14 protein-coding genes and 3 pseudogenes are annotated in these 12,736 nt (G+C 41.4%); 10 read left to right on the top strand and 7 right to left on the bottom strand.

Features of this window, described 5'->3' with window-relative positions; genetic code table 11:
* Positions 1 to 912 precede the first annotated feature (912 nt).
* The gene (locus tag H1S01_RS11230; protein WP_188040575.1) at positions 913 to 1,350 is read right to left on the bottom strand and encodes a VOC family protein; all 438 of its coding nucleotides are present in this window, start codon (positions 1,348 to 1,350) and stop codon (positions 913 to 915) included.
* Positions 1,351 to 3,022: 1,672 nt separating this feature from the next.
* Here H1S01_RS11230 and H1S01_RS21965 point away from each other — a divergent pair.
* The 4 genes and pseudogenes from H1S01_RS21965 (at position 3,023) to H1S01_RS11215 (ending at position 6,699) form a co-directional block, all read left to right on the top strand.
* A complete protein-coding gene (locus tag H1S01_RS21965) occupies positions 3,023 to 3,151 on the top strand; it encodes a hypothetical protein (RefSeq protein WP_279286992.1) in 129 nt (42 codons plus the stop codon).
* Positions 3,152 to 3,171: 20 nt separating this feature from the next.
* A complete protein-coding gene (locus H1S01_RS21960; RefSeq protein ID WP_279286991.1) occupies positions 3,172 to 3,300 on the top strand; it encodes a hypothetical protein in 129 nt (42 codons plus the stop codon).
* A gap of 314 nt (positions 3,301 to 3,614) precedes the next feature.
* Positions 3,615 to 5,312: a methyl-accepting chemotaxis protein gene (locus tag H1S01_RS11220; RefSeq protein WP_188040573.1), complete on the top strand. Its 1,698-nt coding sequence runs from the start codon at positions 3,615 to 3,617 to the stop codon at positions 5,310 to 5,312.
* A gap of 502 nt (positions 5,313 to 5,814) precedes the next feature.
* A pseudogene (locus H1S01_RS11215) lies at positions 5,815 to 6,699 on the top strand (VOC family protein).
* 23 nt (positions 6,700 to 6,722) lie between these two features.
* On the opposite strand, the pseudogene H1S01_RS11210 reads toward H1S01_RS11215, so the two are convergent.
* The 6 genes and pseudogenes from H1S01_RS11210 to H1S01_RS11180 all read right to left on the bottom strand — a co-directional run.
* Positions 6,723 to 6,965 (bottom strand): annotated as a pseudogene (locus tag H1S01_RS11210) (transposase); the annotation flags it as partial.
* A gap of 12 nt (positions 6,966 to 6,977) precedes the next feature.
* Positions 6,978 to 7,070, bottom strand: a pseudogene (locus tag H1S01_RS21955) (hypothetical protein); the annotation flags it as partial.
* Between the two features lie 438 nt (positions 7,071 to 7,508).
* Positions 7,509 to 8,129: an EcsC family protein gene (locus H1S01_RS11200; protein ID WP_188040572.1), complete on the bottom strand. Its 621-nt coding sequence runs from the start codon at positions 8,127 to 8,129 to the stop codon at positions 7,509 to 7,511.
* A 395-nt stretch (positions 8,130 to 8,524) separates the two neighbouring features.
* Positions 8,525 to 8,935: a GNAT family N-acetyltransferase gene (locus H1S01_RS11190; protein WP_188040571.1), complete on the bottom strand. Its 411-nt coding sequence runs from the start codon at positions 8,933 to 8,935 to the stop codon at positions 8,525 to 8,527.
* 20 nt (positions 8,936 to 8,955) lie between these two features.
* Positions 8,956 to 9,336 carry a YybH family protein gene (locus H1S01_RS11185; RefSeq protein ID WP_188040570.1) on the bottom strand — a complete coding sequence of 127 codons (381 nt, stop codon included), beginning with the start codon at positions 9,334 to 9,336 and terminating at the stop codon, positions 8,956 to 8,958.
* A gap of 146 nt (positions 9,337 to 9,482) precedes the next feature.
* Positions 9,483 to 9,959 (bottom strand): MgtC/SapB family protein, encoded by a 477-nt coding sequence (locus tag H1S01_RS11180; protein WP_188040569.1) that lies wholly within the window; start codon positions 9,957 to 9,959, stop codon positions 9,483 to 9,485.
* 361 nt (positions 9,960 to 10,320) lie between these two features.
* On the opposite strand from H1S01_RS11180, the gene H1S01_RS11175 reads away from it, so the two are divergent.
* The 6 genes from H1S01_RS11175 (at position 10,321) to H1S01_RS21945 (ending at position 12,718) form a co-directional block, all read left to right on the top strand.
* Positions 10,321 to 10,734, top strand: a complete 414-nt coding sequence (locus H1S01_RS11175; protein ID WP_188040568.1) for a VOC family protein — start codon at positions 10,321 to 10,323, stop codon at positions 10,732 to 10,734.
* Between the two features lie 129 nt (positions 10,735 to 10,863).
* Positions 10,864 to 11,256: a bacteriohemerythrin gene (locus tag H1S01_RS11170; RefSeq protein ID WP_188040567.1), complete on the top strand. Its 393-nt coding sequence runs from the start codon at positions 10,864 to 10,866 to the stop codon at positions 11,254 to 11,256.
* 49 nt (positions 11,257 to 11,305) lie between these two features.
* Positions 11,306 to 11,908, top strand: a complete 603-nt coding sequence (locus H1S01_RS11165; RefSeq protein WP_188040566.1) for a DJ-1/PfpI family protein — start codon at positions 11,306 to 11,308, stop codon at positions 11,906 to 11,908.
* A 5-nt stretch (positions 11,909 to 11,913) separates the two neighbouring features.
* Positions 11,914 to 12,246 carry an arsenate reductase family protein gene (locus H1S01_RS11160; protein ID WP_188040565.1) on the top strand — a complete coding sequence of 111 codons (333 nt, stop codon included), beginning with the start codon at positions 11,914 to 11,916 and terminating at the stop codon, positions 12,244 to 12,246.
* A gap of 200 nt (positions 12,247 to 12,446) precedes the next feature.
* Positions 12,447 to 12,572, top strand: a complete 126-nt coding sequence (locus H1S01_RS21950) for a hypothetical protein (RefSeq protein WP_279286989.1) — start codon at positions 12,447 to 12,449, stop codon at positions 12,570 to 12,572.
* Between the two features lie 20 nt (positions 12,573 to 12,592).
* Positions 12,593 to 12,718 carry a hypothetical protein gene (locus H1S01_RS21945; protein WP_279286988.1) on the top strand — a complete coding sequence of 42 codons (126 nt, stop codon included), beginning with the start codon at positions 12,593 to 12,595 and terminating at the stop codon, positions 12,716 to 12,718.
* Positions 12,719 to 12,736: the final 18 nt, after the last annotated feature.

Genomic DNA, 12,736 nt, shown 5'->3' with positions numbered 1-12,736 from the left:
ATTGAACAGGAACCGGATTAACAGGTCTTCCAATAGAGCAACTGACTTGTAATCAGTAGGTTGCGGGTTCAAGTCCTGACGCCGGCTCCACTACATATGCGGGTTAGCAGGATCACCAGGTGGAAGAGAGAACCAAAATGTGGTTACGGTGGTAGTTACGGAGGGGCATCTCTGGTGAAGCCATGGGGTTGAAATGGCCCGGTACGCAGGAGAAACCGACGGAGGCAGTGTGCTGACGGCGGTTTTTTGCGTTTCCGTTATTAACGAGGCCCGGTACGGGCCACGCTCCCTCCCCACTGCCGACACGGCAAAAGTAAAAAACCGGCGAAAGCTGTTGTGGGCCAGGGCCGGTTTTATATATGCGTTTGAAAAACCGCTTGCAGTGTTTCGGCTGTTGGGCGGTTATTTGCGTTGTTTGGGTGGCAGCTGATAGAAAGACCACCATTGGCGAGAGCTTTTAATAGATCGTCATTATATAAAAAGGCACCCTCGATATCTGCTAATCTTCCATCATTAATTCTTTTAGATAACATACGTGCAATATACTGTGCTAAAGAAGTGTGTTGATTAGTTCCGAGCCCCCCGACTTGAAGTCCTAAGCTTGAAACATCGTAGGATGAAGTTTATTAAATTCAATCGCTATCTGATATGCAGTCATAAAGGGCCTTCCAAAATGATGTGACGGTCTGGTTTATATGTTACGCCTGATAGAATTTGTCTAATTAAAGGCTCAAAATCGTAATTATCCCAGTTAGCTGGTGACATATTCAATGCCCTTTCTAAAGTTATTTAAACGGGGTAGTCGGTTATCTCCTCTTGGGAAATTACTTTTCAATTATGTCTCAAGAGAAACTAACCGACCACCGTTAAATTTATAATCGTAAAGTGTCACAAAGGAATATAGTTACGCTCTTATTTGATTTCCTCAGCCAACTCCAAAATAATCCCCTCTGGCCCACGAAGTAAGCATAACTTATAACTTTCTTTATATTGCTGTATCTCACTAATGATTTCCGTGCCCTTCTTTTTCAATTTGGCAACAATAGCTTCAATATCTTCAACGGCAAATGCAATATGTCGGATACCCAGCGTATTTGCAGAGGGTTTTAGAATACCTTGATCGTCCGACGGCGTATAAAATTTAAATAGCTCAATATTTGCCTGACCGTCTGGTGTCCTGAAAACTACACATTTTGCTTTAACGTTATTAAGTCCAACAACCCTATCCACCCATTCTCCGTCCACTTCTCCTTCCCCTAGCAATTCAAGTCCAAAATCGAGAAAAAACGCTTTAGTAACTAAAAGATCATTTACGACTACACCCACATGATCTATTCGATTAATCTTCATATCCCACATCTCCTGTGTTCCTGTTTTTTGCAATACCCCGAATTCAAATTCTAACATTCGGGTATGATTAGTTCCGATTAATCTATCTTCATAGGAGGAGCTAACCCGACTACCCCGTTTTATTAAATTACAAGAGACTTAAGCCTTCCCGTTGGCTTATAATTTTGTTCTTTGACGCCATTAGTCGACTTCCTCCTTTATCATAGCGTTATATTTATTGTATTGACTGTTAATCGGTTTCTTAACGTCAGGAAGCACATGACTATAGATATCCAGCGTAATCCGAATGCTCCCATGGCCCAACAATTCCTGAACCACTTTCGAATGTACCCGGCCTCAAGCAGCCGGATTGCGTACGTATGCCTCAAAGAATGCAGATTGGTCTTCGGAATCTCAGCTTTGGCCAGAAGACGATGAAGTTTCGTGGCCAAATTCCGCTGCGTAACCATCCGGCCTTTCTTCGTTGAGACAACCAACCCGTTATCTTCATAACCCTCTCCCTCACCCATCCTTTCGTATATTGCAGAACCTGCCAGCGTTTTAACTGCCTGACCATCCTCGGTTATCGGTATCCTCCGATACCCGTTTTTTCGTTTTTGACCAGTACGGTTCCCTTGGTCACTTCGATGTGGCCACGTTCTAAATTAATGTCGCCCCATTTCAAATGCCAGTAACTCCCCTACCCTCATTCCCGTTCCGAGCAGTAGTTTGAATGCGATCCACAGTCGGTCTTCTTCGGCGATGAACATAAATTCCTTCATTTGTTCTACGGTGAATACACTGATCTGCTGGGGGAGGTTTGGGGTTTCGGACGTGGTCAGCTGCGTACTTGGAGATCAGCCCATCATGACCAGCTTGCTTAAGGGCTGTTCTTGCGGTGGTGAGAATCAGTTCGACTGTTCGTGCGGCTAGGCCGGACTACCGTTTATCATTCAAGGCTTCTGAAGCTGAGTGGTTTGCAATGACTGGACCTTCACGTTGCCCAACTTCGGCTTCAAATGAAGCCGGGTATATACTCGTAGAACTCCCATGTTTTGGGACGCACGTTGGGTTGCACATATTGGTCAAGCCAGATATCGTTGGATCAACTGATTTCGGAGGCAGGTGTAGGTTATCTCTTGTGGGGGTGTGAATGGAAGTTAAAGCTATGGAGTCGGATTTTGGCCTTTTGTGTGATTTCGAAGCTGTGCATAATTTTATTAAAGTAACCGAAGGAAAGGAAATAGTATGATTCGATCAAAAGCCTTTATAATTATTATCGTTGTGCTCGCTATTATTGCCGTTCGAGTAAGAATAACGCACTTTGAGTGCCCATACTGCGGTCAGTCGTTTAAGGTACCACTCTGGAAATATATTTTTTCGTTCCATGTAGGGTTTCGTCGTTATGTCAAGTGCCCAAATTGCAATAAAAGAGCATTGATGTTGCCTAGGAGGGATAAAAAACCATAACAGCTAAATTACTTATAACAGAACACACAAATGGGTCAATTTTTCATAAAGTAATAGTGGGTACCGAGGATCGTTATAATGATGATCAAAATAGCCAAAGCTACAGTGCTTAACCGCTGGGAATGAACCCGGCGGTCATTTTTTTCATTCACACCGAAGACATCTCTACCATAAAATGGTATTGTAAGTAAACCCTCACTCGACTTTGAAAGGAGGAGTTCACATGGGTGCTACTTTTGCAGGTGGTTATGTGGGGTTCCCGACTGTAGTGGGACTTATTATTACTCTCATCGTTATTGGAGCTTTTTACCCTGCGATTATTGGCGTCGGTTACGCCGGTGACGGTTGTTAGTTAAAAGAGGAGGAATGAACATGGGTGCATGTGGGTGCGGCACAAGCGGAGGCTATATCGGAAATAGCATTGTTGCCTTGGCTATCTTGATTATCATTATAGCCATCCTCGGCACCGGATTTGGAATGGGCTTCGGTGCAAGTTTCTAATCGATAAATTTAATTCAAGCGTGCGGCGGCGGAAACTGCCCACGCTTGAATATTTTTTTCGGGCTTAGGTGATAATGAAACACCTGCTCCTTTCGATGTTCAAGATCGACTGATTTCAAGGGAAGCAGGTGTATGGTTATCTCTTGTGGGGCGGGAAGTGAAAAGTTATTGAGTAGTCGGTGAAAGAGTTTAATGGACTAAACCTAAGATTAGAAAATTCTCACTCGGCCTTTCTGTGTTTTTAAGAATAAAGGATCTGGTCGAATTTTGTCGAACAACCTCATATTAATGCAATTGAGAAAGGGGAACTTTTGTTGACTTTACGACAGAAATTATTAGCTGGTTTTCTTTCAATTATTTTATTACTGATTGTAACGAGTACGGTAGCAATATGGAAAATGGCCGATATGGGATTGGCCGCTCAAGAAATTCGAAAAACATCCGTTCCCAGTTTAGAAGACGGCGGATGGTTAAATGGTGCCGTATCAGATATACCTAGGATAGTATTAATGATATCTTTAGAAACTGATCCTCAAAAAATGAATAAAATTGAGTCAGAGCAATTAAACCCCTTACTGTCGAAAATTAATACACATCTAGCCATATATAGGGATAAATACGTAAATAGTGAAGAAGAAATAAAGTTATATAATTCCTTTATGAAGGATTGGTCGATTTATCTAGGTAAACTTCCTTCCATTATTGAAGCGGGAAAGGCGAATCGGTACGAACTGGCTAACCAGCGGATAATTGAGATTCAACCCACTTGGGAGAGAGCAAATAATACAGTTCAAAAACTTACCGAATATAATGCAGAGGAAGCTAAAGAAGATGCCCAAAACTCTATTGAAACTTATCAGCGGGGAAAATTATTTCTTATAATATCCAGCGTTATTGCCAGTATTGTAGGAGTGATTATCGCTCTTTGGATAGCAAGTCTAGTCTCAAATCCGATTATAAATCTTCAATTACTTATGAATAAAGCTGGAAGTGGAGATTTAACCGTTCAAGCTGAAGTTAAATCTAGCGATGAAATCGGACAATTAATGATATCGTTTAATCAAATGATTAGTAACCAAATTGATGTCGTAAAAGGAGTTGTTCAAGCCTCAGGTCAGGTAGCCGCGACCTCAGAAGAATTATCTTCATCCGCAGAACAAACATCAAAAGCGGCCGATCAAATTGGACAAAACGTTCAAGAGGTGGCCTCTGGCGTTGAAAAAACATCAAAGGCTGTAGACAACGCTAGTATAGTGGGACAGAAGATTGGAGACGCCATACAAACCATAACCGTTAATTCAGCGAAAATGAGTTCTTCCTCGACCGAAGTGCTCAGGGCTACAGAAAATGGTCTATGCTCAATCAAAAATGTAACAAATCAAATGGATATACTAAATTCTGTTGTAGAGGATTCGGCAAATACCATACATAACTTAGGCGAAAAGTCACAATCAATTAGCCAAATTGTTGATGTTATTACTAACATCGCTAGCCAGACGAATCTACTTGCTCTGAATGCAGCGATTGAAGCGGCACGAGCGGGTGAGATGGGGAGAGGTTTTGCCGTTGTAGCCGAAGAGGTTCGAAAATTAGCCGAAGAATCTTCAAAAGCTACTCAAGAAATCAGTACCTTAATTCTTGAAGTTCAAGCAGAAACAAAAAAAGCAGTAGAATCTATGAATAAAGGAACCTTAGAAGTCAAAAACAGTACGAATATGGTTCGTCAGTCTGGAGAACAGTTTCAAAAAATCGCAAAACTTGTAGATGGGGTTACACAACAGATCCACGATGTTTCGATATCAATAGAAGAAGTTTCTATTGCTAGCGAAGGCATGCAATCGTCCATGAAACAGATAAAAACTTTGGCCGAAAAATCATCGGCCGAAACTCAAGGGATTGCCGCCGCTTCCCAAGAACAGACAGCCTCTATGGAAGAGATTGCATCGGCATCTCAAAACCTAACTTACTTAGCCGAAGAATTACAGAGTCGGGTACAGACCTTCAAGTTATAGAATATTGGAAGGCGTGACCTCGTCGGGGCCACGCCTTTCCTTTTTCTAGAATATATAACAGTAACTTACTATTGTACGGTCTGCCGAAAAAACCGACAGGCGAATTCCACCGCTAATTATGGAGACCAGTTTGTCCTCACGACCGAGGGCGAATTCCGCCCATCCATACCGGAGACTACGTCCGACTACATATCAAGCGAGGGCATTCTAATCACATGACCGTTGCTTGTTTGGCGTGGGCTTTTTTATTGTCAAAGAGTGAAACAGCCCCCGTTGCCGTGGGACTGCGTCCGCGTTATTCTTTCTTTTTGGTTTTTAACGTGAATACAATGTTGGTATGGCTGATTCGCATATCGCGACGCTGCCCCCTAAAGTTCAGAACCGAGCTTTAACAAGGATTATATCGACTTAAAAAACACCTCAAGATCCCAACCAATACCGTTTAAATCATGATATTATTGATTAAAATAAAACATACAAGATTTTAAAGAAGGAGGACATTATGCAAAAAATTGTTCCACATTTATGGTATAACAAGGAAGCTAAAGAAGCCGCCTTGTTTTATATCAGTTTATTTGAGCAATCCAAACTATTAAATACAACAATTATTGAAAATACACCTTCAGGAGATGCAGAAATTGTAAGTTTTGAATTGGCGGGGCAACAATTTAGGGCAATTAGCGCAGGTCCGTACTTCCGATTTAACCCTTCAATTTCCTTGATGGTAGCTTGCTACTCCGTAGAAGAAGTTAATACTAAATGGATAGCTTTATTAGAAGGCGGAACTGAATTAATGCCACTTGGTGAATACCCCTTTAGTAAGTTGTATGGCTGGGTTCAGGACCGTTACGGTTTGTCTTGGCAGTTGATGCTAATAGATAGTAGGCAAACTGTTCAAAAGATTACACCAAATTTGCTTTTCTCAAATGAATCATGTGGGAAAGCTGAAGAAGCAGTAAAGTACTACGTCGAAATATTTGAGGATTCAGAAATAGGTATAATTAGCAGATATGGAGAGGGCGAAGCAGCGTCATCAGAGGCATAGGTGAATTATGTTGCTTTCAGAATTTGTAATGTTGAGTTTTCAGCAATGGATAATGCATTTGAGGTAGACTTCAGCTTTAATGAGGCATTTTCACTCATAGTAAACTGTAAAGATCAGGAAGAGATTGATTACTTCTAGGATAGGCTTTCATCTGTACCCGAGGCAGAGCAATGTGGATGGATACAAGATAAGTTTGGGGTTTCATGGCAGATTGTTCCGGAAACCATGAATGAGGTCCTGTTTAATGGAGCGAAGGATGAAATCCAAAGAGTTACTGAGGCCTTTTTGAAGATGAAAAAGTTTGATTTAAATGCCTTAGAAAAAGCACGTTTAGGAAATTGATACGGCGGGTAAATGATATAGAAAGCATTGTCATAGCAGTTTCCTTTCCGGCTCATACTGGCTTTCATGTAATGTTGGCTCAACAGGGCTTGATATTCTTTGCTGCAATATTGGTTGCCACGATCGGAGTGATGGATAAGGCCAGCAGTGGGTCGATATCTCTGAATCGCACTCTTTAGTGCCTGAATCACTAATTCCCGTGTCATTGTACTCCCGATAACCCAGCCCACAATGCATTTATGAAACAGGTCTTTTACGGTGGCTACATTTTCACGCATGAGCCGGTGTACACGCTTTCTACTGCACGGTTGTTGTTCCCGTACATCCGCCAAGATCTTGTCCACTCCATAAACGCCACCGCCGGCCTGATGGCTGTCTTTTAATGGCTTCGACCAATTGCGCGTCTGTCTGTTTTCTTTGGCCGGGTTACGTTTTTAAGCGTAATAATTGCTCCAAGAGACCTCAAATTATGCTTCAACACCAATCCACTGCAAGTCGCACTTGGGCTTCCATCGCCATAGGCAGTTGAGGGCGATATTCGTGCGAACGAGGATGCGAAATTAGGCAAAAGCAACATGGATTTGAAGTGACAAATATAAGGAGCCAACACTTTTCGCGCTATTTGCTCATTGGAGTTGTCGTTTTTCCCGGTGGAAAAGGTAGGCTGCTCGCCAAACAAAAATCGGCCGATTTCTTGCCAATCACACCGGGAAGGTTGGTCGGTATAAAGCAATTCCCATGTGCTGAAATAGTCCAATGAAAAAAAAGACGGGAAATATAACCTCTGTCGGTTTTTCGCATTTATCGCTTTAACCAATAAATATTTCCCTTGCTGTATTCCCTACCACATTACTTGAATAGGCATCAAATGTTGCTCCTATTAAACCACTAACAATTGGAATAGCTTTCCCTAAATTCACAATACCAGACTGACCGAACTTTGTTACTAACCTAAATCCTACAGCAGAATTTATCTTTTTGATAATTTCAACAGATACTTTTTGAATGGCTTGTTCGGTTACCTTCTGACCAATTTTGATTCCGACTTCCTTGAAAACTTCTTTTGCTGCATTTCCACATAGACACGTATAGGCAAATGTTTTTACTTTATCATCAACTATGTCATGTCCCCCCATATGGGCTATCGCAGCAACCATTCGTAATTGGACGTATATTACGCTTGAAACATTTGCCGGAACAGCGACTGGCAATGTAATAAGTCCACCTAGCCCACTTAAAAATCCTGAAGTAGCACACTTTGTGTTTTGCCAAAAGATCAGATCATCTACCTGTTCATGAATAGAACGATCATTCTTAAGATAACTTTCGGCTAAGCTTTGTGCGGATTCTAATCCAGGAACTTTCGTATTCACTGCTTTTTCGTACGCCCAGTCTAAGACATTGATTATTGCCCCTTGTTCTAGTGCCATGCAAACACTTCCTTGCTATGATTAGAATACTTCTCGCAATCTAACCTAAGAAACTATCCACGCTTAAACTTTTTGATTGCAATAATTAGATATCTTCGATAAAGACTACCAGTATTCCTTTTTCACTTATAAAAAGAAGGTGAATATACAGCTTGATTTTTAACATAACATTGCTCTTTCTACCCCGGATCTTGCACCTATAGCACCATTCATTTTGAAACATCATGAATGGTGGAACGGGAAAGGCACCGTTCTTCGAGGTTGATGACAACATTGTTTGTATTGTGAGAAGTTTCATTTCCATAATCGTTATTGACCACGCAGACAAGCAAAGAGCATGAACCTCGGTCCTACCAGTTCATGCTCTTTCTCGGATTTATTGGTTGAATATGTTGCTATACCGGTCTTTTTACCATAAATCTATCTGCGTTTTTCACAAATCCGTATTGTTCATACAGTCCATGTGCATCCAGTGTTCCTAAAATCCCGTTTAGACCCTTCAAATCTTCACTAGCTAGAATTGCCTCTACTAGTTTTTTGCCAATACCTTTACCTCGGTATTCTTCATCGATTATGACATCAGCTAACCAGTACATCGTTGCAAAATCTGAAACGATTCGAGCAAATCCAATTTGTCTGTTTCCGTGATAAACACCGAAACAAAGCGATGTTTCAATCGATTTGTTAATGGTTTCAAAAGATCTATTCTTTGCCCAATACGACGACGCCAAGAACTTATAAATCGTCTCACGGTTTATAAGTGACTTGTCACTGCTGATTAAATAATCTTCAAATTTAAGTTCCATAAAAATCCCCTTTTTAGTAACTACGCTAGGACGGCTGGACCAAAAGGATTATCTATAATTAACTTCCATTGCCCGTTTTGTTTTCTAAAGACCGATGTAGCAATAAATTGCGGAGGGTAGGAACTATCTTCGGAATCTGCTCCACTCAACGTCCACTTCGAAATAAATAAAGCTATTCCATCGGATTCGATCACATGAGTTTTTAATTGCTTCGCTTTTGAATTCGATTTTATAATTTCTTCGAAAGCTTTTCGTAATTGTGCTTTACCTTCAACTTGTTTACCGGGCTCTAATACTACAATAGCGTTGTGATCGTAGAAACTTAGTAAAGTGTCGATATCACCCTTATTCAGAGCACTATCCATTAGTTCTACGATCTCTTGAATACTGTTCGCAAACAAACAGCCACCCCTCCCTCGTTTTAGTAATACTTAAGTTTTCAACATACCTGCTTAATACCCTTTTACAGCGCGATTGGATTTCTACAAATCTTGTTATTTCCTCTTAATCCAAAAAAAACAAAAACCCTCTTGTAATACTCTTTTGGTTATTCTTCAGGCCTTTTCGGTTCGTTATAATCCGGCTCAGGTTCTGTACCGTCAATCCAACCGTATTTTTCTAACCACCGGTGGCTCTGAAAAAGAACCATCACGAGGAATGTCGTGAGGAATGCTGGATAGTATAAACCGGCGCCGCAAGCAATCCCCAAACCGGCGGCTACCCAGATAGCGGCAGCTGTTGTCAAGCCGACAATGTAATTAGCCCCCTGACGGTAAATGATGCCCGCGCCGATAAAGCCCACGCCACTCACAATTTGAGCGGCCACACGCAAGGGATCATGAACGACTTCATTTTCGGTAAAACCATAGCCGCCAACAAGGGTCATGAGGCAGCTGCCCAGAGCTACTAGCGCATGGGTTCGTACTCCACCGGGTTTGTGGTGTTTGGTCCGTTGGTAACCCATAATGAATCCTAGCAGAAGGGACAAGAGCAATCGTTGGGTAATCTCGTCATACAGGGGCATGTTCCGGTCCTCCAATACGACACCTGGTTTTATCAAAACCGTCAGAAATAAAGGGGTTACCAAAGGGTTTTCCAGGGTGAATTCAAATGCCTAATCAACCCTTCAAACCGTCTTACCTGTCTTATCTGTCTTACCTGTCTTACCTGTGTTTATTGTCACAATCATAATTCGCTTTGAAACGAAAAAAACCTGCTGATGTCTAGAAGAGCCTGTCTAAAAACTCGCCCTTAAAAGAATTGGCCTGTTTATTTTCTGTAATCCTCCCCGCTGTTGTTGCAAGGCAGCTACAGCTTATCTAGTAAAGCTTACTAAGTAAAGTTACAATAACAGTAGGATTAATTAGAAAGGCGGGTGGGGTTTAATGGGAATTAGGTTCGATGCTATCGGTATTTTCGTTGGTAATATCAAAAAAATGGTTGCCTTTTATCGTGATGTACTTGGCCTAGATATCGACTGGAACGAAGAAGGTCCCCATGCGGAATTCAAACATGAAGGAATCCGAGTGATGATGTATGAGCGAAAATTATTGCCGGGTTACTTGGGTACCGAAGTTTCCTTCCCTACCGGATTGAACGGAACTTTTGAACTGGCAATTGACTTACCTCTTTTTTCCGATGTAGATAAAGAATTCGAGAGAGTCGTTGGTCTTGGTGCTCAACCCATTGTATCACCTAGAAATGAACCTTGGGGAATGAGAACCTCTTACGTGGCCGATCCAGAAGGTAACTTAATTGAAATCGGCTCCTGGGGAAAGGGAGAACCAAAGTCGGTGTGATTTCAATTGGATTATCGATAATTCGTTTAGTTTCTGACTTTGATCACATCCTGCTTTACGCAAAATTGTTATAGTTTAGTTAAGACAATCAAACAATCTGAAGAGTACTTTAAGAAGGAAGGTAACGTCATGTTTAAATGGGATGAAAAGTATAGGGTGGGAATTAAACAGATTGACGAACAACATCAAGAATTATTTCGAATTGCCTCCAAGGTGTATGCGTTATTAAAGGAAAAAAATAAATCCGATAAATTCGATGATATTATTGAAGTATTAGAAGAACTACAACAATACACGGTCTATCACTTCAAGGCAGAAGAAGAATACATGCGTAAAATACATTTTAGCGGTTATTCTGTTCAAAAAGAAGAACACGATATGTTTATTGAAAAGTTTAAAGCCGTAGAGATATATAAAATTGATGAAAATCAAGAAGAATTTGTAAAAGATTTGCTTTACGATGTGTCAAAATGGATTATCCATCATATTCTAGAGGAAGATATGAAAATAGGTCGAACCTAGTTTTTATTAGGTGCTGAACTAAATAAGCTTCCCCATGGAGTTGATCATGATGGCTCAGAAGACAGTAGGTATATTTCTTTTTGACGAAGTCGAAGTGCTAGATTTTGCCGGTCCCTTCGAAGTGTTTTCCCTTACAACTGTACCGAATACCGATATAAGACCGTTTAAAGTCGAAACAGTTTCTGAAAAAGGCATGATCATATCCGCTCGCAATGGACTCAAAGTGCAGCCTGATTATAATTTTCAAAATGCCCCAAAGTTTGATATTTTAATTGTTCCAGGTGGTTATGGAGCCGAAGAGACAGAACTTCATAACCCAAATGTTATTACATGGTTACGAAAACAGAAAGAACGGGTGGAACTGATTTGTTCAGTTTGTACAGGAGCTTTTTTACTCGCTAAAGCCGGTATACTGGATGGTAAGAAAGCAACCACACACTGGATGGATATGAGCCGATTCGAAGCCGAGTTCCCAAACGTTTCCGTAACTAGAGACGTAAAATATGTGGATGAAGGTTCAGTTATCACTTCCGGCGGAATCTCCGCTGGTATAAATATGTCCTTTTACGTGGTTCAAAAACTGCTCGGCCATGAGACTGCACAGGCTACAGCAAGAAGAATGGAATTCGATATTAATCTTAGTTGCAGGTGAGCTAATTGAACATACAAATCTGGGGTATAAAGAAGTGCCAGGATACAAGAAAGGCTGAACGATATTTTAAGGAGCGCAGAATCAAATTCCAATTTATCGATTTAGCGGTTAAAGGCTTGAGCAAAGGCGAGTTTAGCAACGTTAAAGCTGCGGTTGGGCTGGAAAATCTGATCGATAAGGAAGGTAAAGAATATGCCAGGCAAAATCTCAAGTACCTGGTGCATGAGATTGAAGAGGTTTTAATGGAGAATCCATTGCTATTCAAGACGCCGATCGTGAGGAATGGGAAGTTAGCAACAGTCGGTTATCGGCCTGATGTTTGGGGGAAATGGGATTAGCCCGTTAGCATTCAGTAATAGTAAATTTAGTTGTTTCTAATAGATGTACAAGCTATTAAACCTTCTTGTACATAGAATAACAGTGGCATCCGTACTGTAGTGACCGTCCCATCGACGGTCTTTTTTCTTTCACACCCAATCCCCATTTCCCATAAAATGGTATTGTAGTTGTTCAATTCATTTGAAAGGAGGACCCTTGTATGGCCGTTGTTGCTGGTGGTTACGTTGGGTTCCCTACCGTAGTAGGTCTTGCTATCGCACTCATCGTGATTGGAGCATTTTATCCTGCTATTATCGGCGTCGGGTATGTGGGTAATCCCTGTTAATTACGAAAGGAGGAAGGACAATGGGCGCATGTGGCGGCGTGGCCGGGGGCTATATCGGCAATAGCATTGTTGCGTTGGCCATCTTGATTATCATCATAGCTATCCTCGGTACCGGGTTTGGCATGGGTTTTGGTGTAGGCTATTAAACAATAAGCGCTTTTTCC

The sequence above is a fragment of the Heliobacterium chlorum genome (genome assembly GCF_014502795.1).
Classification (GTDB): Bacteria; Bacillota; Desulfitobacteriia; order Heliobacteriales; family Heliobacteriaceae; genus Heliobacterium; species Heliobacterium chlorum.
This window is presented reverse-complemented; position numbering and strand designations above follow the sequence as displayed.